Genomic DNA, 23652 nt, shown 5'->3' on the forward strand with positions numbered 1-23652 from the left:
CGACAGGCTCAAGGAACGAGACCGCCCCGGTACCCTCGGTAGATGCCCACCTCGCTCCACACTCTGCTCGCGGATGAGCGCTTCCACCTGCGCCTGCTCGCGGGCGGGAACCTGGCGCAGCTCGACGCTCCGATTGCCTGGGTGCACAGCTCCGACTTCCCCGATCCGACGCCGTGGCTCGAGGAGGGGCAGCTGCTGCTGACCGACGGCGACCAGATGCGCCCCGGAACAGCGGTCGCCGACATCGACGCCTACGTCACCCGGCTCTGCGACCGCGGAATCCTCGGCCTCGGCTTCGCCACGAGCATCATCCACGACGATGTGCCGCCGGCCCTCGTGCGCGCCTGCGAGACCCGTGGCATCCCGCTCTTCGAGGTCGCCGACCGCACGCCGTTCATCGCCATCATCCGCGCGGTCGCCGACGTGATCGCCCTCGACGAGCGCGAGCGCCTCGAGTGGTCGCTCGACGCGCAGCGCTCGATCGCCCTCGCGGCCCTGCGCCCCGACGGCCTCGAGGCGATCCTCGCCGAACTCGAGCGCAGGCTCGGCTGCTGGGTCGTGCTCTTCGACAGCCTGGGCGACGAGGTGCGCTCATCGCCCGAGCGCAGCATGCCGCCGTCGCTCCACGACGCGGTGCAGGATGCCGTGGGCCAGGTTCTCGCGAAGGGATCGCGGGCGGGTGCTCGCCTGAGTGCCGCCGACGGCAGCGTCGTGCTGCAGACGCTCGGCAGCGGCGGCAGCCTGCGCGGCGTGCTGGCGCTCGGAACCCTGGCGCCCCTCGACGGCGCGGGCGCCGACCTTGTGACGAGCGTCATCGCGCTCGCCTCCATCGCGCTCGAGCAGAGTCGCGCGCTCGAGGGCGCACGCCGCGATCTGCGCAGCGGCCTGTTCGAACTGCTGCTCGAGGGCAACGTCGAGGGGGCCCAGAGAACGGCCCGCAGGCTGTGGGGCGACCTCCCGGCAGAGCCGCTGACCGTCACGGTGGCCGCAGCCGGCGATGTGCCCGAGTCGCTGCTCACCGAGCTGGAGCTCGTGTCCGAGCGCCGCAGGGGCACGGTGTTCTTCGCCGAACGCGACGACGAGCTCGTGCTCGTGGCGTCGGCGGCGGGCACGCTCCCTCCGCAGTTCGATCGCCTCGCGATCAGGTCGGGCACCTCGGCGCCCGTCGACTGGACCGAGCTGGCCCGGGGACTCGTCGAGGCCCGTCGCGCACTGTCGGTCACGACGGCCGAGCGTCCGACGGCCACGTTCGGCGAGCTCGCCGGATCGGGCGTGCTGGGCGTTCTCGCCCGGGCCGGGGCCCAGGATGTCGCGGCGCGCGTGCTCGAGCCGCTCACGGCATCCGGTCGGGGTGATGTCGACGTGCTGCTCGCCAGCGCGGCCGCCTGGCTCGACGCGAACGGGGCGTGGGACCCGGCGGCGAAGGCGTTGGGCGTGCACCGGCACACTCTGCGGGCGCGCCTCGCGATCGTTCAGCAGCTGCTGGGCCTCGACCTCGACCGTTTCGCCGACAGGGCGGAGCTCTGGGCCGCGCTCACCTTCGCCGAGCAGCGCGGCCCCGTTCTCTGAGCTCGTCGTTCCCTGAGCCTGTCGTTCCCTGAGCCTGTCGAAGGGCGGCCTGTGCGACCGCCCCACGCGCTAGTTCTGGGGGAAGCCCAGGTTGATTCCGCCGTGCGACGGGTCGAGCCAGCGGCTGGTCACAGCCTTCTCGCGGGTGAAGAAGTCGAAGCCGTGCACGCCGTACGCCTTGTTCGAGCCGAAGATCGAGTCCTTGAATCCGCCGAACGAGTAGTACGCCACGGGCACGGGGATCGGAACGTTGATGCCGATCATGCCTACCTCGATCTCGTTCTGGAAGCGGCGCGCGGCCCCTCCGTCGTTCGTGAAGATCGCGGTTCCATTGCCGAAGGCGCCGTTGTTGATGAGCGCCACGCCCTCCTCGTACGACGACACCCGAACCACAGACAGCACCGGTCCGAAGATCTCCTCTGTATACGCGCGGGATGTGACGGGCACGTTGTCGAGGAGCGTCGGGCCGAGCCAGAATCCCTCGGCCGCGCCGTCGACCTCGATGCCGCGTCCGTCGACGACGACCGTCGCGCCGTCGGTCGCCGCGATGTCGATGTAGCCGGCGACCTTGTCGCGGTGCGCCTCGGTGACCAGCGGACCCATGTCGCAGTTGCGGCGTCCGTCGCCGGTCTTCAGCCCTGCCATACGCTGCGTGATCTTCTCGATCAGTTCGTCGGCGACCGGCTCGACCGCGACGACGACGGAGATGGCCATGCAGCGCTCGCCCGCCGATCCGAAGCCGGCGTTGATCGCCGCGTCGGCCGTGAGGTCGAGGTCGGCGTCGGGCAGCACCAGCATGTGGTTCTTCGCCCCTCCGAGCGCCTGCACGCGCTTGCCGTTCTTCGCGGCGGTCTCGTAGATGTACTGGGCGATGGGCGTGGATCCGACGAACGAGATGCTCTTCACATCGGGGTGCTCGAGCAGGCCGTCGACCGCGACCTTGTCGCCGTGCAGCACGTTGAGAACGCCGTCGGGGAGGCCGGCCTCGGTGAAGAGCTCGGCGAGCCAGTTCGCCGCAGAGGGATCCTTCTCGCTCGGCTTCAGCACCACCGTGTTGCCCGCGGCGATCGCGATCGGGAAGAACCACATCGGCACCATGGCCGGGAAGTTGAACGGGCTGATCACGCCGACGACGCCGAGCGGCTGCCGCAGCGAGTACACGTCGACGCCGGTCGACACGTTCTCGGAGTACTCGCCCTTGATGAGGTGCGGGAACCCGGTGGCGAGCTCGACGACCTCGAGACCGCGGGTGATCTCGCCCAGGGCGTCGGAGAGCACCTTGCCGTGCTCCGACGTGAGGATGTCTGCCAGCTCGGCCTTGCGCGACGCCAGCAGCTCGCGGAAGGTGAAGAGGACCTGCTGCCGCCTCGTGATCGACGTGTCGCGCCAGCCGGGGAAGGCCGCCTTCGCGCTCGCCACGACCGCGTCGATCTCGGCCTGGTCGGCCAGGGCGACCTGCTTGGTCACCACACCGAGGGCCGGGTCGTACACGGGGGCGGTGCGACCGGATGTCGACAGGTACTCTGCTCCGTCGACCCAATGGTGAACGATGGGCTGGTTCTCGGTGGTGTCGGTCATTGAACTGCTCCTCTTAATCGATAGAGGGGGCCACGGCCACAGCCGCCCCTGCAGTCACGCTACCGCCTGATCGGGCCCGGGTGCAGTGCGGATCTGTCTAATCCGGGCCGTCTCGTTCGCCGTTGTGGCAGGTCGATGCCGGGCGGCGAGGAGCTACGCGAGCCCGTCGCAGTAGGCATCGGCGATCGCAGCCAGCTTCTCGCGCGGGATCTGCAGCTTGCTCATCTGAATGAGCCCCTGCGAGACGAGGATGATCTGCGAGGCCAGAAGTTCGGCATCGAGTGCCTCTAGTGAATTCGGGGATGCGTCGGCCAGTCGTTCGGCGACCAGTCGCTCCATCGTCTCGGTCGTGGTGCGGCACAGCTCGATGACCCGATCGTCTCTGCCGCCGAACTCGGCGATGCTGTTGAGCATCAGGCATCCGCGTCGGTCGAGCTGGTTCGAGCAGTCGGAGACGATCACGTCGAAGAACTCGCGAATCGACCCGTCTGCCGTGCTGCCGACAGCCATGGCCGCGCTCACGATGTCGATACGCGTCTGGCAGTACGACTCGAGAACGGTGAAGAACAGATCGAACTTGCTGCCGTAGGCGGCGTAGATGCTGCCGTTGCCGACCCTGGTGGCCGCGGAGATGTCGCCGATCGACGTGTTCGTGAATCCGTTGCTCCAGAACAGCTCGCGCGAGGCGTGGCGGAGCATTGCGTCGTCGAACTCCCGGGTACGAGCCATCGTGGTAGTTTACCAAGCCCGTGTGCCGTGCGCGCACTCTCAGGTTGCTATCGCCGACGAGGTGTAATCTTCCCGACTCTCCCGTGCCTAAAATGAGGGGCATGTGGGGTGACGGCGAGAGAGGCAGCGCGTCGCCCTCGGCGAGCCCTGTCCCCTCGACGAATGAAGGCCCCGCCTCCACGACACCCGGCGCCCGCATCTGCCCCGCCTGCGGCGCGCGATCGGTCGACGCCGCGAACTTCTGCTTCCGGTGCGGGGCGGCGCTGCCGGGCGCAGCGGAGCCGCAGCCCGCCGAACGACGATTCACGAGCATCCTGTTCGCCGACCTCGTCGGATTCACCGAACTCGCCGAGCGCACCGACGCCGAAGACGTGCGCGAGCTTCTCTCGGGCTACTTCGCCCTCTGCCGCAGCACGATCGAAACACTCGGCGGAGTCGTCGAGAAGTTCATCGGCGACGCCGTGATGGCGGTGTGGGGCGCCACGCGAACCCGGGAGGACGACGCCGAGCGGGCCGTGCGCGCCGCCCTCGAACTGACCCGGGCCGTGGGCGACTACGGCCGCGCATCCGGCATGGGCGCCCTCGCCGTGCGCGTCGGCGTCGTGACCGACGAGGTCGCCGTCGTTCTCGGAGCGGCCGGCGAGGGCATGGTCACCGGTGCCGCCGTCAACCTCGCCGCACGCCTGCAGGGAGCGGCCGCGCCAGCCACCGTGCTCACCGATGCGCACACGCGCACCCTCACGGTGGATCGCATCGACTTCGGACGAGAGATCCGCGTCGCGATCAAGGGCATCGCAGACGAGGTGCCCGCATACCCCGCGCTCCGCGTCATCTCCGAGACCGGATCGGGTGCGGCGCCCGCCGCCGAGATCCTCACCGCGCTGGTCGGCCGCGATGCCGAGCGCGACGTGCTCACCGCATCCTTCGACCGTGTCGTGGCCACCGGCCGCCCGCACGTTGCGGTCGTCTCCGCCGACGCCGGCGTGGGCAAGAGCCGCCTGGTTCTCGAGCTGCGTGACCACCTCGACCACGTGCCGATGGCCATCATGTGGCACTCGGCTCGCTGCCTCTCGTATGGCGAGGGCGTCTCGTACTCGGCCCTCTCGTCGGCCGTGCGCTCGCGCATCGGCTCGGTCGAGGGCGAGAGCGAGGCGGTGGCCCTGGGCCGCCTGCGCACCAAGCTCGTGAGCTGGACTCCGGCGAACTCGACGCAGCTCGACGACCTCGACTGGATGTGCGATCGACTCGCGCCCCTGCTCGGGGCCGACGCCGACGGCGCTCCGCTGCTGAATTCGGGCTCCGCCGGCTACGGGCGCGACGAGTACTTCGCCGCGTGGTCGCTCTGGTTCGAGCGGATGTCCGCCGGAGAGAACGCCCCCGTCGTCTGGGTGATCGAAGACGCGCACTGGGCCGACGACGGCCTGCTCGACTTCGTCGAGCACCTGCGCAGGCAGAACCCGGCACCCGTGCTGGTCGTGATCGTCACGCGGCCCGAGCTGCTCGTGCGCCGGCCCGCCGTCGGCCTGGGAGAGAACACCACGCTTCTCGAACTCTCGCCGCTCGACGAGGAGTCGATCGTGGCGCTCATCGCCGGGCTCGCTCCCGAGCTGCCTCGCGACGTGCTCCACCTGCTCTCCGCGCGCGTCGGCGGCGTGCCCCTGTACGCGCGCGAGCTGCTGCGCAGCCTCGTCGACGACGGCCTGCTCGAAGACACCGTGCAGGGCCTCCGCCTCGCCCCGGGGATCAGCGCCCGTATGCTCGCCGACGCCGAGCCCCCCGCGAGCCTGCGCGTGCTGATCGCGTCGCGCCTCGACGCACTCGAGCCGGGTGCGCGGCTCGTGGCCCAGCTCGCCGCCGTGCTCGGATTCTCCTTCTCGATGCCCGCGCTCGCCGCGGTGTCGCGACGCTCGGCGGGCGACCTCGCCGCAGACGTCGCCACGCTCGAGACCCGCGGCATCCTCATCTCGATCACCGACCCGCTCTCCTCCGAGCGCGGGCAGTACGTGTTCAGCCACCCGCTGATCCGGCAGGTGGCCTACGAGATGCAGTCGCGCAGGTCGCGCAGCGAGCGGCACCTCGCCACGGTCGACTTCCTCGAGAGCGCGCCCGACGAGGGCTCGCGGGCCGCGGCCGTCATCGCCCAGCACCTCGTCGACGCACTGCAGCTGCAGACCGCACCGTCGGCATCCACCGAATCGGCCGCGCGCCGCGCCGTGCACTGGCTGCTGGCCGCCGCCGACTCGGCCCGACGACTCGGGGCGGCGACCGCGGCCACGCGGCTCTACGAGCAGGCCATCGACGTGTGGCCGCTGGCGAATCCGGCCGGGCGCGACGCCGACGGGCGCACCGTGCGCGACCTCGAGGCGCTCGCCCGCGAGGTGGCCACGTCGCCGGTCGGCACGTGACCGCGCCGCCTACGAGTTGACGTAGGCCCTGAGGGACTCGACATCGCTGAGGGTCACGCGGCGACCGTCGACGGCGATGCGTCCGTCTCGGGTGAGGGTGCGCAGCGCCGTGTTGAGCGACTGGCGCGCGACGCCGAGCTGCGCCGCGATGCCCGCCTGACTCATCGGCAGTTCGACGATGACCTGATTGAGGTCGTGGCGCCACTCGGGAATGTAGGTGAGCAGCAGCTTGGCGAGCCGGCGAGGCAGGTCGAGGAACACGAGGTCGCTCTGGGCGCCGGTGAGGCGCCGCACGATGGAGGCGAGCTCCTCGACGACCGACATCAGCGCCTCGGGCGAGCTCGTGAGCAGGGCCCGGATGCGATCGGCCGGCACCGCGATCACCTCCGCCTCGTCGATCGACTCGGCCGTCGCTGAGCGCGCGAGGCCGTCCATCACCGAGAGGTCGCCGATCGTGCCGCCGGCCTCGACGACGGAGAGGCCGAGCTCGGTGCCCTCCGACGAGCGCCGGGCGATGCGGATGCGCCCGGAGCGCACGATGTAGAAGTGCGCGCTGGCCGTGCCCTCCTCGAACAGCAGTTCGCCACGGCTGAGCGACACGACGAAACTGTGCGCTGTGAGGTCTTCGAGCTGCTCATCGGTGAACGGCGCCATCAACGAGGCGCCGCGCAGGTCGTAGATCGTTACTCCGGAGGCCATTCCGGCAGGGTACCAGCGAGGCCGCGCCCAGTTGGAGCGCGCTGGCCTCGCGAGGCGCTACCAATTCAGGAGGAGAGGCCGGCCACGTGGATAGTGGCGGCGGCTGCGCTGTCCTCCTGAATTGGATACGCCGAACTCCCGCCAGTGAGGCCCGTCGGGGGTGGATTACGGGACAACGGTTCAATCGGTGTCCGTGGCCGGTGCCGTAGCGTGTCTCTCACGTGCTGCGGCATCTGAGGGGTACACGACATGAATGGCACAGTGTGGGGAACGTGACTGAGGGCCGGCGTCGAAGCGGTACGTCTGTGTGGATCATGGCGCCTCTGGTGATGCTGGTGGTGGTTGCAGTTCTCTGGTTCTGGCTGACGTTCACTCCTGGTAGCGAGGATACGGTCGCAGCCGTGCGGTGGGTGTTTGTTCTGTTCTCGGTGATTCTCGGTCTCTATGCGGTCGGTCTCGGTGCTTCCGTCGTCGCCGCTCTGGTGTTGGGGGTCTACGACTACCAAGTGATCAGGCGCCAACTCATGGAGTTCGGGACGAGTCCGGAACCCGGGCTAGGTTTCGTCACCGAGCACGATCGTGCGCTGGACCGTGCATTGACTCGCCTGAAGTACTTGTCACGACAACGTGGAGCATACGTGTTGGTGCGGATCACCGCAGCCGGTATCACTCTGTCGACGCGCACGACGCTTCTGGCGCAGTTCTCCCCCCGGGAAGTGACAGGGTTCTCGATCTCGGCTGCGCGAGGTCTGTCGCGGCACGAGCTGGTGGCCCATATCGCTCTAGGAGATGCTGAGGGGATGGTGCCCCTGGCTCGATTGCGGTGGCCGCGGAGTATCGCCTCGGATGCCCAGGCGCACCTCCGCGAACGGGTTCTTGAAGACGCAGAAGCTGTTGTCCGTGGCGGCGTGGTGGCGACGGAATACCCCTCCCGAATCAGGAACGCGAGGACGCCGCGGTCAGGCTCTTGAGGCCCGCGAACTCCAGGTACTGCCGGCCGGCGCGGCTGATGTAGGTCACGAGGGTGTGCCCGCAGGAGCGGCACAGCATGATCACTCCCTCGGCATCCCGCTCGACGATCGCCTCGCTCAGCGCGGCAGCATCGCCGCAGTGTCGGCAGGTGGCGACCGCCGTCGTGATGTCGATCCGCAGGATCTCGCCAAGGGGGCCGGCGGCCGCGTTGCCATCGACGCGGCTCATGGGGATGTTCGCTTGTCGGGCGTGCTCGGGCATGTCAGCTTCCTCCGAAACGCTCGGTCTTGATTCGTTCGGCCGGATGCCCCAGGTCGACGAGGATGCGCGCGACCGCCTCGACGAAACCGGTCGGCCCGCAGACGTACACGAGCGGGTTGTCGGCCACGGGCAGGGTGGATGCCTCGATGTCGGCCCGAGTGACACGTCCGGCCGTGCGCGCGAAGCCGGCTGGGGCGGTGCGGGTGTAGACCCAGTCGAGGGCGAAGCTGTCGTCGACGAGTCCCTCGAGTTCCGACGCGTAGTACGCGTCCTCCGGCGCACGAACCGAGTACAGCATCCGGAACTTCGCCGCGCTCGCCGCCGCCCTGTGTGCACGGGCGATCGACACGAGCGGAACGATGCCGGACCCGCCGGCGATGAGCTGCACCGGCTCGGTCTGGGAGTCGCGCCAGACGAAGAAGTTGCCGAGCGGCCCGCGCACCTCGAGCATGTCGCCGGGCTGCACGTCTTGCACGAGATAGGGCGAGACCTCGCCGTCGGGCAGCTCGTCGACGGCGAGTTCGATGCTGTGCCCGTCGCCGAACGAGGCGATCGAGTACGAGCGCACGGCCTGGTAGCCGTCTTCAGCGGTCAGGCGCAGGTCGAGGTGCTGTCCGGCCAGGTTGCCGGGCCACTCGGGCACGTCGAGAACGAGAACACGGCCCTGGGGCGTGACACGCATGGCCCGGGCCACCGTTCCTACAAGCCAGCCGGCGACGATCGCCACTACCAGTACCGCTGCTCTTTCCAGGGGTCGCCGTACATGTTGTAGCCGTTCTGCTCCCAGAAGCCGGGGTCGTCGTCGGAGTGCATGCGGATGCCGTGCACCCACTTGGCGCTCTTCCAGAAGTACAGGTGCGGAACCAGCAGCCGGGCAGGGCCGCCGTGCTCGGGGTCGAGCGGCTCGCCGTCGAACTCGAAAGCGATCCAGGCCTTGCCATCGAGGAGGTCTTCGAGGGGGACGTTCGTCGTGTAGCCGCCGTACGACTCGATCATCGTGTACGCATCAGAGGTGTCGATGTCGGCGAACAGCGTGTCGAGCGAGACGCCGCGCCACGACGTGCCGAGCTTCGACCAGCGCGTCACGCAGTGGATGTCGGTGTGCACGTCTTCGATGGGCAGAGCCATGAGCTCGTCCCAGCTCCAGGTCGTCACGGCACCGGACTCGGTGGTGATGCTGAAGCTCCAGTCGGCGGTGTCGATGCGGGGCGTGGGCCCTGCCGACAGCACCGGGAAGTCTTCGGTGAGGTACTGGCCCGGGGGAAGCTCCGGGTCGGACTCGCGCCTGCGAGCCCCGAAACCGCGGGAGAAGACTGCCATGGTGTGCTCCTTGTTCTGGTGTGGGTGGATGTCGCAGGTGCCTGTATCGATTGTGCCCTAAACGCTGCCGTAAGCGGTGGGTGGCAACATCTATTGCCGGATCGAATCTATGGCCGGCTGGATGCCCGTGCCCGGCGACGCATGAGGGTTCCGGCCGTGACCGTGGCGGCGAGCACGATGACCACGAAGACGAGCAGCACGGCGGTGGCGGGTTCGAAGGCGAGCGCGGCGCCCACGACCAGCACGGGGATGGCGAGGCCCGCGTAGGCGACGAGGAAGATGAGCGCGAGCGTCTCTCCCTTGCGCTTCGGGTCTGCGAGCGAGACGGCGGTGCCGATCGCCCCCTTGAACAGCAGGCCCACACCGAGCCCGGCGATGACGCCGCCGCCGATGAAGAGAATGATCTGCGGAAGCAGCGCCCCGAGAGCAACGAGGACGAGCCCGGTCGAGCAGGCCGCGATGGCGATGGTGAACTGCCGATAGACCGGAACGGGCGTCAGCAGGATCTGCCCGGCTGCCGCGGCGGCGAAGACCGAGAACGACGTGGCCCCGGCCAGCAGGTGGTCGCCGGCCTGGAACGTGACCACGAGGAACGTCGGTGCGAGCGAGGTGAAGAGTCCGAACACGGCGAAGCCCGAGAACGCGCCGAACGCCGCGATGACGAAGGGCCGACGTGCGCCCTCCGGCACGGACAGCTTCTGCGGGTGGTAGGCCGGCGGCTGGTCGGGAACGTCGACGGTCTCGGGCACCAGCATGAGCGCCACGGCGGCCACGATGAGCACGAGAAGGAACACGAGGTGCGGCAGCACGAGGGGGTCGGGCAGGAACTCGGCGAAGAGCCCGCCGATGAGCGGCCCGAGCGAGAGACCGCCCAGGTTCGCCGCCCCCGAGACGGATGCCGCGACCACGGTGTTCTCGTTCGGTCGCGCCGTGGCGCGCAGCTCACCGAGGTGCGCCGTGGCCGTCGCCGTGAGCATGCCGATGCTCGCCCCGTTTACGAGGCGGGCGACGATGAGCCCTAGAACCTCGGGGAACAGCAGGAAGAGCACGGCCGACAGGGCGGAGACGAGGACGGCGACGACGAGCACCCGGCGCCGGCCGAGCCAGTCGCTCACGTGCCCGGCGAGGTAGAGGCTCACGATCACGCCGACCGCGTACGCGGCGAAGATCAGTGTGATCACGAAGGCCGGGAACCCGTCGCGCTGCTGGTACAGCGGGTACAGCGGAGTGGGCACGGTCGAGTAGGCCATCACGAGAAGGAAGGTGACGGCGACGATCCAGAAACCGGCGCCGTGTCGAACGGTCGGGATGCGACGGGGCATGGGTGCGTCGGGTCCTCTCGGCGGGTGCGGCTCGGCCTCGGTGAAGCGGCTTCGGTTATGACGTGCAGGTGCCATCCTCTCGCGCCCCGGAGGCCGCCGAGCGTGCACGGTATCGACGTTCGACGTATGTCGAATGCCTTCGAGGGTGATCTTGTCTAGGTTCGTCGTATGACCGACGCGACCGAACCCCTTCATGTGAGCCAGCACCACCGCACCACGCTCGAGCACATCGAGCGACACCCCACTACCCACAACCTCGAGTGGAACGACGTGATCGGTCTCCTCGATGAGGTCGCCGACGTGCGTGAGGAGCACGACGGCAAGTTCGTCGTGAAGCTGGGCGAGGGGCGCATCGTGCTCACGAAGCCCAAGCACAAGGATGTCGACGAGCAGATGGTCCTCGACCTTCGTCGGCTGCTCCACGACGCGGGGTACACGAGCTCGAAGAAGTAGCAGCAGGCGCCGCCTCCCCCTGAAGAGGGAGGTGCCTCGCCCCGCCTTTCGCTAGCGTGAGTGCTGTGACGAACAGCAGGGTCGATGCGCTCGACGACGCATGGGTGCGCCCGCGGCCGTTGCGCCGGGGGTACAGGAACGACGCTGTGCTGGCCGTGGTCGTCTTTATGCTGAGCCTCGGCAGCCTCGAGCTCTACTACTCGATCGGCTTCTACCCCGACCCGGCGCCTGTGTGGCTCGGAGTGCTGATGGTGCTGCTGCAGAGCGCGCCCCTGGCCTGGCGGCGGCGCTACCCCGTGTCGGTGCTCGTCGTCAGCGCGGCCGTGTTCATGGCCGTTCAAATACTGAACGTACCCGAAGTGCTCTTCAGCAATATCGCCTTCTTCATCGCGATGTACACGGCCGGAGCCTGGGGCAGGCATCGTCGCCTCTCGATGGTGTCGCGACTCGTGGTGATCGCGGGCATGTTCGTATGGCTGTTCTCGGCGCTGCTCGCGCCGGCCTTCGCCGCCAGCCTCGCAGACAGGGATGTCGTGGGCTCGGTCTCGCCGGTCGTCGCGGTCGGTCTCGTGACGATTCTGCAGAACCTGCTCTACTTCGGCGGCGCCTACTACTTCGGCAGCAGGGCCTGGATCGCCGCCCGCGAGCGGGCTGCCCTGCAGGACCGCACCGAGCAGCTCGCCGAGGAGCGCGAGCGCACCGCGGCACAGGCCGTCTCGCTCGAACGCCTGCGCATCGCCCGCGAACTGCACGACGTCGTCGCGCACCACGTCTCGGTGATGGGCGTGCAGGCCGGCGCCGCCCGGCGGGTGCTGCAGCGCGACCCGCAGCAGGCCGTCGAGTCGCTGTCGGCCATCGAGTCGAGCGCGCGCGAGGCGGTCGACGAACTGCACCGCATGCTCACCACGCTGCGCGACGACAGCCGGCCGGTCGAGGTGGGCGATGCGGTCGACGGTCCCAGCATGCACGGTGTCGAACAGTTGCCCGAGCTGCTCGGCGACGCCCGCTCCGCCGGACTCGCCGCCGAGCTCACCATCGTCGGAGACCCTCGCCCGCTCAGCCCCCTGGTGTCGATCACGGTCTACCGGGTCGTGCAAGAGGCCATCACGAACGCCATCAAGCACGCCGGAGCATCGGCATCGATCGACGCGCGGCTGCGCTACCTCGATGCGGTAGTCGAGGTCGAGGTCACCGACTCGGGTGGGCTGCCCGCTCGCAGCGCCACCGGGCAGGGCTCCGGTCTCGGCATCGTGGGCATGCGGGAGCGGCTCGCGGCGGTCGGCGGCACGCTGGAGGCTGGCCCCCGCGCTCGCGGCGGCTACCTCGTGCGGGCCGACATCCCGACCGCGTCCGCGGTCGCGCGCCCAAGGGAGGCGACGCAGTGACGGACGCAGAGATCCGCGTGCTGCTGGTCGACGATCAGGATCTGCTGCGCAGCGGCATCCGCATCATCCTCGAGAGCGAGCCCGGAATCGTGGTGGTCGGCGAGGCGCGCGACGGGCACGGCGCACTCGAGCGCATCAGGCAGGTCTCTCCCGACGTGGTCTGCCTCGACGTGCAGATGCCCGGCATGGACGGGCTCACCGCGACCCGCCTGATCACGGCCCTCGAGCATCCGCCCGCCGTTCTGGTGCTCACCACGTTCGACCGCGACGACTACCTGTTCGAGGCGCTCGAGGGCGGCGCCAGCGGCTTTCTGCTGAAGAACAGCACGCCCGAGCAGCTCGTCGACGCGGTGCAGATCGTAGCGCGCGGCGACGCCCTGCTGAGCCCGGATGTGACGCGTCGCGTGATCGAGAGGTTCGCGCATCGCGACGCCGGCGCCAGGGCCGCCGCGGCGAGTGCGGCGGGGTCGGATGCCGCTGCCGCGGCCGCCGCGGCTTCGAGCGCCGCAGCAGCCGCCGCCATGGTCTCCGACCTCACGGCCCGCGAACGCGACGTGCTCGGCTTCGTGGCGCGCGGCATGAGCAACGCAGAGATCGCGGCCGAGCTCTTCCTCGGAGAGGCCACGGTCAAGACCCACGTCTCGAAGGTGCTGCAGAAGCTCGGCGTGCGCGATCGCATCCAGGCCGTGGTCTTCGCCTACGAGCACGGCATCGCGGTTCCCGGCGCCTGAGCACCGCTGCCTGATCTCCTCCGCCTGCGGGAGGAGGAGGGCTGCGCGCGCTACGTCTGGCGGGGGATGTGAGCGTGCGCGGGCCTCAATAGCGTGGAGGCGACGGAAGGAACATCCATGCTGCAGCTCGACGCAGTCACCAAAAGCTTCGGCGACCGCACCGCCCTCGACGCCGTGAGCTTCGAGGTCGGAGACGGCCGACTGACCGGGTTCGTGGGAGGCAACGGCGCCGGCAAGACCACGACCATGCGCATCATCCTGGGCGTGCTCGCCGCCGACTCAGGAACGGTGCGCCTGGGCGGCTCCGTGCTCGGCGCGGCCGATCGGCGTCGCTTCGGCTACATGCCGGAGGAGCGCGGTCTCTACGCCAAGATGAAGGTCGCCGAGCAGCTCGTGTACCTCGCGCGGCTGCACGGACTCTCCCGTCGCGACGCCGAGGCGAACGCCGCCGAACTGCTCGAGCGGCTCGGCCTCGCCGAGCGCGCGAACGACACCGTCGAGAGCCTCTCGCTCGGAAACCAGCAGCGCGCCCAGATCGCCGCCGCGCTCGTGCACTCTCCCGAGGTGCTCATTCTCGACGAGCCCTTCTCCGGCCTCGACCCCATGGCGGTCGAGACCGTGCTCGGGGTGCTGCACGACGTGGCGAAGCGGGGTGCGCCGGTGCTGTTCTCGTCGCATCAGCTGGATGTCGTCGAGCGGCTCTGCGACGACGTCGTCGTGATCGCGAACGGCCAGGTCAGGGCCAGCGGCTCGCGCCAGAAGCTGCAGGACGACAATGCGGTGCGACAGTTCGAACTGCTCGTCGCATCCGACGCCGCCTGGGTGCGCGAGATGCCCGGCGTCACCGTGCTCGACTTCGACGGAGGCTACGCCCTCTTCGAGGCCGACGACGACGATGCCGCGCAGGCCGTTCTTCGGCGCGCCCTGCAGCAGGGTCCGGTCGCCAGCTTCGCGCCCCGGCACCGATCGCTCGCCGAGATCTTCACGGAGGTCGTGAAATGACCATCGCAGACACCCGGGCCAACACCTTCGTTCAGAGCGCCGTGCTCGTCGCCGACCGCGAGGTGCGCATGCGGCTGCGCAGCAAGGCCTTCATCGTCTCGTCGGCGATTCTGCTGCTGGCCGTGATCGCGTCGATCGTGGCGGGCAGCATCTTCGGCGCGTCCGCCTCGAGTTCCGTCACCCGCGTCGCCGTTGTCGGCGACTCCGGGTCGTTCGCGCAGGTCGCATCGCTTGACGTGACCGAGGCCGACAGCGTCGGCGCTGCCGAGCAGCTCGTGCGAGCCGGCGATGTCGAGGCCGCGATCGTTCCGGGTGACGGGCCCACGGGCATCCGGATTCTGGCGCTCGAGGAGGCGCCCAGCGCGCTCGTGCAGCTGCTGAGCGTGACGCCCGAGGTGTCGCTGCTCGAGCCCGCCGACCAGAACGGGTCGCTCGCCTATCTGGTGGGGCTCGGCTTCGGCATCGTGTTCTTCATGGCGGCGACCCTGTTCGGCACGACGATCGCCCAGAGCGTCGTCGAGGAGAAGGCCAGCCGCGTCGTCGAGATCCTGATGTCGGCGATCTCGGCGCGCGCCCTGCTGGCCGGCAAGGTGATCGGCAACACGGTCCTGGCGTTCGGTCAGATCGTGCTGATCGCCGCGGCTGCTATCGTCGGACTGGTGGTGACGGGGCAGGATGCGCTGCTCGGCGACCTGGGACCGTCGATCGTCTGGTTCGTGGTGTTCTTCGCCGTGGGCTTCGTGTTGCTGGCCGCGCTGTTCGCCTCGGCGGCCGCGCTCGTGTCGCGACAGGAGGACATCGGATCGGTGACCACCCCCGTGATGATGCTGGTGATGATCCCGTACTTCCTCATCGTGTTCGCCTGGGACAACGACCTGGTGCTCACGATCATGTCGTACGTGCCGTTCTCGGCACCGATCGGCATGCCGATGCGCGTCTACCTCGGAACCGCCGAGTGGTGGGAGCCGCTTCTCTCGCTCGTGGTCATCATCGCCACGACCGTGGTGGTCGTGCTGCTCGGGTCGAGGATCTACTCGAACTCGCTGCTGCGCACGGGCGCGAGGGTGAAGATCCTGGATGCGCTGCGCGGCTGAGACTCGTTCCCTGAGCCTGTCGAAGGGCCGCGTCGCGCGATCGCCGCGATGAATCCACCGACGAAGGTGTCGCCCAGGCCGATCGTGGTGGGCTGCTCGACCGTCAGCAGGAAGGCGGGCACGCAGCAGACCTCGGCGCCCAGGCGGGCCCGGATGCCGGCGGCCAGCTCGGCCCCCAGCGGGTTGAGGGGCAGCAGGCCGGTCTGCACATAGTTGCGCTCGGTGAAGCCGTCGCCGCGCACGTAGCGGGTGCTGGCCATCTGGATCGCACCGCGCAGCGCATCCTCGTAGTCGCCGGCGCGGTCGCCCAGGGCGAGCGACCAGAACTTGGTGTGCACCACCAGCAGCGAGGCCGGGATGAGTTCGCGGAGCTCGCCGAGCGCGGCGCAGACCTCGTCGACGTCGAGCAGGTCGACGGGGTGGCCCACGTAGGCCTGCATCTCGTCTTCGTTCATGCTGTACACGTCGATGCGATCGAGCAGTGCCTCGCGCACGTGCCTGCTCAGGGCCGGCACGTGGAAGCCGGAGTCCTCGTAGAAGACGAGCGCGCTCTGCGGCAGCCGGCCCAGGTGCCGGCGGATGTCGTCGAGGCGCTGCAGCAGCGTCTCCTCGCTCTGGATGCTGTTGAATCCCGAGATCATGAAGAGCTCGGCCTGTTCCAGGCTGCTGCCGAGTTCGTCACTGAGCACGAGCTCGGCGTTCGGCGGATCATTCGCGAAGATCACCCGGTTGGCGTGCGGCGAACGCAGCTCCAGCTCGCCCACCCGCACCCTGCTGCCCTCGACGAACTGAACGATGAGGTGCGGGTCGAGGGTGTCGCGCTCGGCGCTCGAGATGTAGGCGGAGCCCCGGGGGAGCAGTCGGCGCACGTTGTCGTCGATGCTCACGAGATGCAGGGTGCAGGTCACTCCCAGCGCCTCCATCGCGTAGGCCGCCCGCACGCCCGTTCCGCCGAGGGTGATGCGTCGGCGGAACCGGGCGGCGAACTCTTCGACCGTGCGGGAGGAGGCGACGAATCGCTCTCCTCCCGCACCGTCCTTCACGAAGGCGAGCAGGGCGATCAGCAGGTCGCGTTCGCTGCGGATCGCGATCAGCCGCGAGAGCTCCGCGGGCTGGATCGCGTAGTGCAGCACGAGGTCGTCGATCACCCGGGAGTTCCAGACGATCTCGTAGTCCACTGTTCCGCCGAGACCCAGCACGAGCTTCTCATTCATCGTGACACCAAACGCTTCGTGGGCTCGCGCCCGTCGGTCAGTACAGCGTTGCCTTGCCGGCCGATTCGAAGAGGTCGATCTTCTGGGCGGCAGTCTCCTTCATCGCGGCGATCGACGGGGGCTGGATGGTGTTGGGCTCGCGCACACTCGCGTCTGCCAGCACCTCGCGCATCTTGTTGTGGTAGCTCGCCTTGATGTCGGAGGAGATGTTGATCTTATTCACTCCGAGCTTCACCGACTCGCCGATCTCGCCGTCGGGGTTGTTCGATCCGCCGTGCAGCACGAGGGGGATGTTGACCTTCGCCTTGATGCGCTTGAGCAGCTCGAGCTTGAGCTCGGGCTTCATGCTCGCCGGGTAGATGCCGTGGCTCGTTCCGATGGCGATGGCCAGGCTGTCGACGCCGGTGGCCTCGACGAACGTCACCGCCTCGTCGGGCTCGGTGTAGATGATGGATGCGGCGCCGTCCTCGGCCTCGTTGTCGGTCTTGCCGATCGTGCCGAGCTCTCCCTCGACGGAGACGCCCACGGCGTGGGCCGTGTCGACGACCTTCTTCGTGATGGCGATGTTCTCATCGAACGGCAGCATCGAGCCGTCGATCATCACCGAGGTGAAGCCGCTCTGAATGGCCAGCAGCACCTGTTCGTAGCTCGCGCCGTGGTCGAGGTGGATGGTGACCGGCACGCTCGAGCGGTTCGCCCTCGCGATGATCGCGTGCAGCACATCGGTGCCGATGTGGCTCAGCTCGTCGGGGTGGATGGCGATGAGCAGCGGCGACTGCTTCTCTTCGCTGATCTCGAAGAGGCCGTTCATCATGGCGTAGTCGCTGACGTTGAACGCCGGCACGGCGAAGTTGTTCGCGTTGGCGACATCGAGAAGGTCTTTTCCGGATACGAGCATGGTGGGTTTTCTCCTTGTTTTGTGGTGAGGCAGTGGTGTCGCAGGAAAGGGGGAAGGAAGGGGTCAGCTCTTGACGGCGCCGGCGGTCATGCCGCCGATGAAGTAGCGCTGGAAGAAGAGGAAGAGGATCAGCACGGGGATGCAGCCGAGGATGCTCATCGCCATCATCTCGTTCCACTCGTACGAGTTCTGGCCCATGAGCAGCTGGATGCCGATGGGCACCGTGCGCATGTCCTCCGTGCGGGTGAGCGTGAGGGCGAAGAGGTATTCGTTCCACGCGATCATGAACGTGTAGACGCCCACGGAGACGATGCCGGGTATCGAGATCGGCACCAGGATGCGCCACAGCACGGTGAGCGGGCCGGCCCCGTCCATGCGGGCCGCCTCGTCGAGCTCCTTCGGCAGGGTGTTGAAGTAGCCGGTCATCATGATGATCGCGTAGGGCAGCGTGAACACCAGGTAGGTGAGGATGAGCCCCTGATAGGTGTTGTAGAGGCCCAGCACCACCATGAGTCCGAAGAACGGGATCAGCAGCGTGATCGGCGGCACCGCCTGGATGCTCACGATGATCATGTTGATCGGGCGCTTGCCCTTGAACTCGTAGCGGCTGAAGGCGTAGGAGGCGAGGATCGCCACGAGCAGTGTCAGCCCGGTCACGGCCAGCGAGACGACGTAGCTGTTGATGAAGAAGCGCACCTTCGTGGGATCGGTGAGGATCGTGATGTACGCGTCGAACGAGAACGTCGAGGTGATCAGCTGCGGCGGGTAGGCGAAGATCTCGGTGTTCGGCTTGAACGAGCTCGAAGCCATCCAGAGGATCGGGAAGGCGGCGAAGGCAGCCCCCGTCAGCAGGAGCAGGATGATGACGACCTTCGCGAGTCGCTCCTTCGGCCGGCGCCGCGGCTTCTGCGCGGGCGAGCGTCGGGCGCCATCCGGTGTCGTACGAACGGCCGGCGTCTGTTTCTGGGCGAATGTCGTCATGTCAGTCACGCGCTTTCTGGTGACGCACGTAGAAGAACGCGAGCACCATGGTGAGAAGGAGGATGAGCACGGCGCTCGCAGAGGCGACGGAGAACTCGTAGCGGCTGAAGGCGAGCTTGTAGGTGTAGGTGCTGAGCATCTCCGTGACGTTGACGGGTCCGCCGCCGGTCGTCATCCAGATGAGGGCGAACTGCTGCGAGGTCCAGATGATGTCGAGCACGCTCATGCTGATGATGATCGGTTTCAGCTGCGGCAGGGTCACGTTCCAGAAGCGCTGAAATGCGGATGCGCCGTCGACCCTGGCCGCCTCGTACAGATCGGCGGGCACACCCTGTAGACCGGCGAGGAGGGTGACCATGTAGAACGAGTAGCCGGCCCAGATGTTGATGAACGTCACGGCGAGCAGCGCCGTGTCGGGAGACGACAGCCACTCGATGCCCTTGTCGGTCAGGCCGAGCGAGATGAGGATGTAGTTGATGACGCCGTTCGGATTCAGCATCAGGCGCCAGAGCACCGCGATGATGGCGACGGTGAACAGCCACGGCAGGATGTAGACGACCCGGAAGAGCGCCTTGGTGACGTTGCCGACGAGGGGCGAGTTCAGCAGCATCGCGAAGCCGAGGCCCAGCAGCAGGTGAGCGGCAACGCTCACCAGCGTGAAGAAGAGGGTGTTGCCGGTCGCGGTGCGGAACACCGGGTCGCTCAGCACCTCGACGTAGTTGTCGAGCCCGACGAACACCGGGAACTTGTTCGTGATCACGTTGTCCATGAACGAGTACCCGATGACCATGATCACCGGAATGAGCATGAGCACGAGCATCACGATGACGGTCGGCGAGAGGAAGGCGTAGGGGGTCAGCTTGCGTGCGGTGGGGGCCCACCTGGGGGTGCTGCGCTTCGTGCTGACCGGTCTGACGACGGTGTTGGTCGAGGCCACTGCAGAAGCCTTTCTGTGAGGGGTGGCCGCGCCGCGGAGCTCCCTTTCTGCAAGGGCTGGCCGCGGCGCGGCCGTCAATCGACGGATGTGTGTGAGGCGAGGGGGCTAGAACTCCCCGACCCACGCATCCTGGGCCTTCTTCAGGCCGTCATCGACTGACTCGTCTCCCTGCAGGATCGCCTGCAGCTGCTCGTCGAAGAGACGCATCAGCTGTTCGGCCACCGGCAGTCCGACGAACTCGTTGGCGGGCTTGCCCTCGGAGTAGATGTCGAAGGCCTCCTTGAACAGCGGGTCGCTCGACGAGAAGTCGGGCACGCTCTTCGTGTTGCCCGGGAACGCGTTCGCGAGGGTCGACAGCTCGGAGTTCGTCTTCTCGCTCATGAGGAACTGCACGAGCTTCCAGGACTCGGCCGGGTGCTTGCTGCTGGCCGAGACGCCGATGCCCCACGAGGCGTAGGGGATCCCGCGCTCTCCGCTGAAGCCGTCTTCGGCCGGGATCGCCGAGATGCTGAACTTGAGGTCGGGGTTCGACGTGCGGATCAGGTCGATGTGCGACAGCGAGTCGATCATCATGCCGACGCGGCCGTTGGTGAACTCCTCGACCTTGTCCTGCTCCTTCATCGTGGCCGAGCCGGGTGCGATCACGCCGTCGTCGTTCAGGCCCTTGATGTACTCGACGGCGGACGTGACGTCGTCGTTGGTGACGTCGGGCTTGCCGTCCTTCAGCATGGTTCCGCCCGACGACCAGACCCACGACATCACGTCGTTCTGGATGCCGTTGGGCGCCTCGGAGGAGAGCGGCAGGACCCAGCCGCTCGTGTTGTCGCCGAGCGCCGTCACGGCCTTCGCGGCCGTCTCGAACTCGGTTCGGGTCGACGGCGGAGCGGTGATGCCGGCCTTCGCCAGCAGGTCGTCGTTCGTGAAGAGCGGGTAGACGAAGTTGACCACGGGGATCATCTGGGTCTTGCCGTCGACCTCGATGGTGCTGGCGAGTTCACTGTCGTCGTAGTCGGCGTCTTTCATCAGAGTGCTGAGGTCGGCGAGGGCGCCCTGTTTGGCGAAGTCGCTGACCCAGGCACCGTCGAGGCCGACGACGTCGGACATCGTGCCGGCGGCCGCGCCGGCGAAGAGCTGCTCTTTCGTCGAGGCGTAGGGTCCGCTGAGCAGCTTGACCTTGATGCCGGGGTTCTCCGACTCGAAGGTGTCCATCAGGGTGCGCAGCGCGCCGTCGGGCAGTTCCGGCTCCCACCACTGGGCGAGTTCGATGGTGACGTCGCCACCCGAGGTGGCGTCGTCGCTGCCGGCGCCGGACGAGCAGCCGGTGACGAGGGTGAGGGCAGCGGCCGCAGCCACAGCTGTGGTGAGGCCTCTTCTAAAACGAGCTTCTTTGCTCATGTCTCTCCTATGAGATGCGGGATCATGCTGTTGAGTGCGCTTTTGTGCGCCTTATCGTTGTGAGAGTAGTCCTGCGAGAACGTTAACGCAAGTAATCGCATGATGTTGCGTTCTTATGCGTCTTTCTCACCGGTCTCAGCGACAATGTCTCGTCGTCAGGCAGCGGGTTGCGTATTTCTGCGATGTTCTGCTACAAATCAGACGTGGCCGACTCATCTTCTCTCTCAGACGGCGACGATCAGCCTCTCCGGCTGCCGGCGGGCCGCAAGGCGGATCTCACGGCCTACGTGACCGAGGTCGGCGAGGTCACGGTGTCGGCACTCGCCGTGAGATTCGGCGTCTCCGCCGACACGATCCGGCGAGATCTCGATCAGCTCGACGCCGACGGCTTTCTCGTGCGAACGCACGGCGGCGCGGTCAGCATCGCGGTGATGCCGTCGACCGAGAAGAAGCTCGACGTGCGACTCAGGCTGCAGCGGTCTGCCAAGGAGAAGATCGGCGCCCTGGCGGCGGGGCTCGTCGAGAACGGCTCGGTCGTCATGATCAACGCCGGCACCACGACGCTGGCCGTCGTGCGGCATCTCGAGGATCACCGCGAGCTGACGATCGCCACGAACAACCTCCGCATCCCGACCGAGATCTCACCGAAGGTGTGCCGTGACCTCTACGTCTTCGGCGGCGCAGTGAGGCTGAGCGGCCAGGCCACCATCGGGCCCATCGGTTTCCAGTTCTCCGACACCGGCAACGACCTCGACCTGCACTGCGACCTGGCTCTGATCTCGGTCGGAGCGGTCTCGGCCGAGAGCGGCTTCTCGACGAGCAACCTGGCCGAGGCGCTGATGATGAGCGAGATGGTGTCGCGGGCGTCGAAGGTCGCGATCCTCGCCGACTCGTCGAAGTTCGACCGCCGACTCTTCGCTCAGGTGGCCGAGCTGGGCAGCGTGGACTATCTCGTCACCGACGTCGCTCCGGAGGGCGAGCTCGCAGAGGCCCTCCGTAGGAACAAGGTCGAGGTGCTCCTCCCGCCGAGCGGAGCGTCCGCCTCCTAGACGCCGCGCGCCCACCTGGTGTGAGATGGTCGAGAAGAAGGTTCGCGACAAGGAGACGACGATGGATTTCAACGAGCGCATCATCGAGGAGTTCCGCGCCAACGGCGGTCACGTCGAGACGGCGGGCTTCGGCGACAAGCTCGTTCTGCTTCACACCATAGGAGCGCGCTCCGGCGACGAGCGCGTGGCGCCCACGATGGCGCTGCGCGACGAGGACTCGTGGCTCGTGTTCGCGTCGAAGGCGGGCGCGCCTGACAACCCGGCCTGGTACTACAACCTCGTCGCGAATCCCGACATCACGATCGAGACGCCCCAGGGCATGGTCGAGGTCACGGCGCACGAGCTGCATGGTGACGAGCGCGACGCCGCCTGGGCGCAGGTGGTGGCTGTCGCCTCGGGCTTCGCCGACTACCAGGTCAAGGCGGGCGCGCGGGTGATCCCCGTGCTCAGGCTGACGCCGCGCTAGCCGCCCGTTCCCTGAGCCTGTCGAAGGGCCCCGTTCCCTGAGCCTGTCGAAGGGCCCCGTTCCCTGAGCCTGTCGAAGGGCCCGTTCCCTGAGCCTGTCGAAGGGCCGCATGTGACAGCCGGCCCCCGGGCTGGCACACTCGAGGGATGAGAACGAGCTCACGAGTGGCGCGACGCATCCGATCGGGTGGTCTGGCGACCGTGACGGCAGCGGTCGTGCTCTCTCTGCTCGGAGCGTGCTCGACGCCCGCGCCCAGCCCCACGCCCGCGGCCGTGTCTGAACCCGTGGTCACGACTCCGCCAGCGGCGCCGAGCGATCCCACTCCTGCGTTCGCCCAGCTCGAGCAGGAGTTCGACGCCCGGCTCGGCGTCTACGCACTCGACCCGCTCAGCCGCGCCGAGGTGGCCTACCGCGCCGACGAGAGATTCGCCTACGCGTCGACCTTCAAGGCGCTCGCGGCGGGCATCCTGCTGAAGACCGTGCCCGACGAGCAGCTCGACGAACTGGTCTCGTATGGCGCAGACGAGCTGCTGCCCAACTCGCCGGTCACCGAGGCGAACGTGAACGAGGGCATGACGCTCCGGGCCGTGGCCGAGGCGGCGGTGCGTTTCAGCGACAACACGGCGGGCAACATCGTTCTCGAGCGCCTCGGCGGGCCGGAGGGGTTCACCCAGGCGCTCCGCGATCTCGGAGACACGACGAGCAGCTCCGATCGCATCGAGACCGACCTCAACAGCGCGATCCCCGGAGACACCCGCGACACGAGCACCCCGCGCGCATTCGCCCTCGACCTCGCCACCCTGCTCACCACCGACGCTCTGGGCGCGGCGCAGCAGTCGCAGCTCATCGACTGGATGACCGGCAACGCCACGGGCTCCGAGCTCATCGCCGCGGGTCTGGATGCCGGCTGGTCGGTCGCCGACAAGTCGGGCGCCGGGGCGTACGGCACGCGCAACGACATCGCGCTCGTGTGGCCGCCGAGCGGGTCGCCGATCGTGCTCGTGATCATGTCGAACCGCCCCACCGAGGACGCGGAGTACGACAACGCCCTCATCGCGCGTGCCACCGAGGCGGCACTCGCCGGCCTCGGCTACTGAGCCGCAGAGACGAGTCCGCACCCGTTCGGCGCACATGCCGCCACTCGACCGGCCGCGGATGCGCCGCGGGGGCGCGGATGCGGGGCTGAGCCGCG

23 protein-coding genes are annotated in these 23652 nt (G+C 68.0%); 11 read left to right on the forward strand and 12 right to left on the reverse strand.

The window, feature by feature from the left end; translation table 11 throughout:
- The first annotated feature begins 42 nt into the window (after positions 1–42).
- Complete coding sequence (locus ASF51_RS05295) at positions 43–1569, forward strand: PucR family transcriptional regulator (protein WP_055926150.1); 1527 nt, start codon at positions 43–45, stop codon at positions 1567–1569.
- 69 nt (positions 1570–1638) lie between these two features.
- Here ASF51_RS05295 and ASF51_RS05300 read toward each other — a convergent pair whose 3' ends face one another.
- Both ASF51_RS05300 and ASF51_RS05305 read right to left on the reverse strand, forming a co-directional pair.
- The gene (locus tag ASF51_RS05300; RefSeq protein ID WP_055926153.1) at positions 1639–3147 is read right to left on the reverse strand and encodes a CoA-acylating methylmalonate-semialdehyde dehydrogenase; all 1509 of its coding nucleotides are present in this window, start codon (positions 3145–3147) and stop codon (positions 1639–1641) included.
- 153 nt (positions 3148–3300) lie between these two features.
- Positions 3301–3876 carry a TetR/AcrR family transcriptional regulator gene (locus tag ASF51_RS05305; RefSeq protein ID WP_235497141.1) on the reverse strand — a complete coding sequence of 192 codons (576 nt, stop codon included), beginning with the start codon at positions 3874–3876 and terminating at the stop codon, positions 3301–3303.
- 101 nt (positions 3877–3977) lie between these two features.
- Between ASF51_RS05305 and ASF51_RS05310 the strand changes: the two genes are divergently transcribed.
- Positions 3978–6281: an adenylate/guanylate cyclase domain-containing protein gene (locus tag ASF51_RS05310; RefSeq protein WP_055926158.1), complete on the forward strand. Its 2304-nt coding sequence runs from the start codon at positions 3978–3980 to the stop codon at positions 6279–6281.
- Between the two features lie 9 nt (positions 6282–6290).
- On the opposite strand, the gene ASF51_RS05315 is transcribed toward ASF51_RS05310, so the two are convergent.
- Complete coding sequence (locus tag ASF51_RS05315; protein ID WP_082479564.1) at positions 6291–6980, reverse strand: Crp/Fnr family transcriptional regulator; 690 nt, start codon at positions 6978–6980, stop codon at positions 6291–6293.
- A gap of 326 nt (positions 6981–7306) precedes the next feature.
- Between ASF51_RS05315 and ASF51_RS05320 the strand changes: the two genes are divergently transcribed.
- Positions 7307–7951 (forward strand): hypothetical protein, encoded by a 645-nt coding sequence (locus ASF51_RS05320; RefSeq protein ID WP_235497142.1) that lies wholly within the window; start codon positions 7307–7309, stop codon positions 7949–7951.
- Here the strand turns inward: ASF51_RS05320 and ASF51_RS05325 are convergent.
- From ASF51_RS05325 to ASF51_RS05340, 4 genes are all read right to left on the reverse strand, one after another.
- Positions 7917–8213, reverse strand: a complete 297-nt coding sequence (locus ASF51_RS05325; RefSeq protein ID WP_055926167.1) for a DUF6510 family protein — start codon at positions 8211–8213, stop codon at positions 7917–7919. The two genes, ASF51_RS05320 and ASF51_RS05325, sit on opposite strands and share 35 nt — an antisense overlap.
- A 1-nt stretch (position 8214) precedes the next feature.
- Positions 8215–8940, reverse strand: coding sequence for a ferredoxin reductase (locus tag ASF51_RS05330; RefSeq protein ID WP_369797283.1), 726 nt, complete (start codon positions 8938–8940; stop codon positions 8215–8217).
- Entirely contained in the window at positions 8940–9533 is a 594-nt protein-coding gene (locus ASF51_RS05335) for a sulfite oxidase-like oxidoreductase (protein ID WP_044439472.1), read from the reverse strand. Before ASF51_RS05335 ends, ASF51_RS05330 begins: the two co-directional genes overlap by 1 nt.
- Positions 9534–9640: 107 nt before the next feature.
- Complete coding sequence (locus tag ASF51_RS05340) at positions 9641–10855, reverse strand: MFS transporter (protein ID WP_157412017.1); 1215 nt, start codon at positions 10853–10855, stop codon at positions 9641–9643.
- Positions 10856–11023: 168 nt separating this feature from the next.
- On the opposite strand from ASF51_RS05340, the gene ASF51_RS05345 reads away from it, so the two are divergent.
- From ASF51_RS05345 to ASF51_RS05365, 5 genes are all read left to right on the forward strand, one after another.
- Complete coding sequence (locus ASF51_RS05345) at positions 11024–11308, forward strand: hypothetical protein (protein ID WP_055926173.1); 285 nt, start codon at positions 11024–11026, stop codon at positions 11306–11308.
- Between the two features lie 65 nt (positions 11309–11373).
- The gene (locus ASF51_RS18970) at positions 11374–12693 is read left to right on the forward strand and encodes a sensor histidine kinase (protein ID WP_235497143.1); all 1320 of its coding nucleotides are present in this window, start codon (positions 11374–11376) and stop codon (positions 12691–12693) included.
- Positions 12690–13424: a response regulator transcription factor gene (locus ASF51_RS18975; protein WP_055926181.1), complete on the forward strand. Its 735-nt coding sequence runs from the start codon at positions 12690–12692 to the stop codon at positions 13422–13424. Before ASF51_RS18970 ends, ASF51_RS18975 begins: the two co-directional genes overlap by 4 nt.
- A 117-nt stretch (positions 13425–13541) precedes the next feature.
- The gene (locus ASF51_RS05360) at positions 13542–14426 is read left to right on the forward strand and encodes an ABC transporter ATP-binding protein (protein ID WP_055926184.1); all 885 of its coding nucleotides are present in this window, start codon (positions 13542–13544) and stop codon (positions 14424–14426) included.
- On the forward strand, positions 14423–15520 hold the full coding sequence (locus ASF51_RS05365; protein WP_055926187.1) for an ABC transporter permease: 1098 nt from the start codon (positions 14423–14425) through the stop codon (positions 15518–15520). The genes ASF51_RS05360 and ASF51_RS05365 overlap by 4 nt, the downstream gene beginning before the upstream one ends.
- Here the strand turns inward: ASF51_RS05365 and ASF51_RS05370 are convergent.
- The 5 genes from ASF51_RS05370 to ASF51_RS05390 form a co-directional block, all read right to left on the reverse strand.
- Positions 15457–16734: an ADP-dependent glucokinase/phosphofructokinase gene (locus ASF51_RS05370; RefSeq protein ID WP_082479565.1), complete on the reverse strand. Its 1278-nt coding sequence runs from the start codon at positions 16732–16734 to the stop codon at positions 15457–15459. The genes ASF51_RS05365 and ASF51_RS05370 overlap by 64 nt on opposite strands.
- 37 nt (positions 16735–16771) lie before the next feature.
- Entirely contained in the window at positions 16772–17632 is an 861-nt protein-coding gene (locus ASF51_RS05375) for a ketose-bisphosphate aldolase (protein ID WP_055926190.1), read from the reverse strand.
- Positions 17633–17695: 63 nt separating this feature from the next.
- Complete coding sequence (locus tag ASF51_RS05380; protein ID WP_082479566.1) at positions 17696–18613, reverse strand: carbohydrate ABC transporter permease; 918 nt, start codon at positions 18611–18613, stop codon at positions 17696–17698.
- A gap of 1 nt (position 18614) precedes the next feature.
- Entirely contained in the window at positions 18615–19550 is a 936-nt protein-coding gene (locus ASF51_RS05385) for a carbohydrate ABC transporter permease (RefSeq protein ID WP_235497144.1), read from the reverse strand.
- Positions 19551–19655: 105 nt separating this feature from the next.
- Positions 19656–20945, reverse strand: a complete 1290-nt coding sequence (locus tag ASF51_RS05390; protein WP_055926193.1) for a sugar ABC transporter substrate-binding protein — start codon at positions 20943–20945, stop codon at positions 19656–19658.
- A 203-nt stretch (positions 20946–21148) separates the two neighbouring features.
- Here ASF51_RS05390 and ASF51_RS05395 point away from each other — a divergent pair, with 203 nt between their 5' ends.
- The 3 genes from ASF51_RS05395 (at position 21149) to bla (ending at position 23557) form a co-directional block, all read left to right on the forward strand.
- The gene (locus ASF51_RS05395; RefSeq protein ID WP_055927944.1) at positions 21149–21994 is read left to right on the forward strand and encodes a DeoR/GlpR family DNA-binding transcription regulator; all 846 of its coding nucleotides are present in this window, start codon (positions 21149–21151) and stop codon (positions 21992–21994) included.
- A 61-nt stretch (positions 21995–22055) separates the two neighbouring features.
- Positions 22056–22460 (forward strand): nitroreductase/quinone reductase family protein, encoded by a 405-nt coding sequence (locus ASF51_RS05400; RefSeq protein WP_055927948.1) that lies wholly within the window; start codon positions 22056–22058, stop codon positions 22458–22460.
- Positions 22461–22606: 146 nt separating this feature from the next.
- A complete protein-coding gene (gene bla / locus ASF51_RS05405; RefSeq protein ID WP_055926197.1) occupies positions 22607–23557 on the forward strand; it encodes a class A beta-lactamase in 951 nt (316 codons plus the stop codon).
- The last annotated feature ends 95 nt before the right edge of the window (positions 23558–23652 follow it).

Origin of the sequence: Agreia sp. Leaf283 (genome assembly GCF_001422485.1) — a bacterium.
Taxonomy (GTDB): domain Bacteria; phylum Actinomycetota; class Actinomycetes; order Actinomycetales; family Microbacteriaceae; genus Agreia.

Bases quoted from the DNA above. Each gene is read 5' to 3' on its own strand.
- ASF51_RS05295 (WP_055926150.1), top strand. From the start codon at position 43: ATGCCCACCTCGCTCCACACTCTGCTCGCGGATGAGCGCTTCCACCTG.
- ASF51_RS05300 (WP_055926153.1), bottom strand. From the start codon at position 3,147: ATGACCGACACCACCGAGAACCAGCCCATCGTTCACCATTGGGTCGAC.
- ASF51_RS05305 (WP_235497141.1), bottom strand. From the start codon at position 3,876: ATGGCTCGTACCCGGGAGTTCGACGACGCAATGCTCCGCCACGCCTCG.
- ASF51_RS05310 (WP_055926158.1), top strand. From the start codon at position 3,978: ATGTGGGGTGACGGCGAGAGAGGCAGCGCGTCGCCCTCGGCGAGCCCT.
- ASF51_RS05315 (WP_082479564.1), bottom strand. From the start codon at position 6,980: ATGGCCTCCGGAGTAACGATCTACGACCTGCGCGGCGCCTCGTTGATG.
- ASF51_RS05325 (WP_055926167.1), bottom strand. From the start codon at position 8,213: ATGCCCGAGCACGCCCGACAAGCGAACATCCCCATGAGCCGCGTCGAT.
- ASF51_RS05335 (WP_044439472.1), bottom strand. From the start codon at position 9,533: ATGGCAGTCTTCTCCCGCGGTTTCGGGGCTCGCAGGCGCGAGTCCGAC.
- ASF51_RS05340 (WP_157412017.1), bottom strand. From the start codon at position 10,855: ATGCCCCGTCGCATCCCGACCGTTCGACACGGCGCCGGTTTCTGGATC.
- ASF51_RS05345 (WP_055926173.1), top strand. From the start codon at position 11,024: ATGACCGACGCGACCGAACCCCTTCATGTGAGCCAGCACCACCGCACC.
- ASF51_RS05360 (WP_055926184.1), top strand. From the start codon at position 13,542: ATGCTGCAGCTCGACGCAGTCACCAAAAGCTTCGGCGACCGCACCGCC.
- ASF51_RS05365 (WP_055926187.1), top strand. From the start codon at position 14,423: ATGACCATCGCAGACACCCGGGCCAACACCTTCGTTCAGAGCGCCGTG.
- ASF51_RS05370 (WP_082479565.1), bottom strand. From the start codon at position 16,734: ATGAATGAGAAGCTCGTGCTGGGTCTCGGCGGAACAGTGGACTACGAG.
- ASF51_RS05375 (WP_055926190.1), bottom strand. From the start codon at position 17,632: ATGCTCGTATCCGGAAAAGACCTTCTCGATGTCGCCAACGCGAACAAC.
- ASF51_RS05380 (WP_082479566.1), bottom strand. From the start codon at position 18,613: ATGACGACATTCGCCCAGAAACAGACGCCGGCCGTTCGTACGACACCG.
- ASF51_RS05390 (WP_055926193.1), bottom strand. From the start codon at position 20,945: ATGAGCAAAGAAGCTCGTTTTAGAAGAGGCCTCACCACAGCTGTGGCT.
- ASF51_RS05400 (WP_055927948.1), top strand. From the start codon at position 22,056: ATGGATTTCAACGAGCGCATCATCGAGGAGTTCCGCGCCAACGGCGGT.
- bla (WP_055926197.1), top strand. From the start codon at position 22,607: ATGAGAACGAGCTCACGAGTGGCGCGACGCATCCGATCGGGTGGTCTG.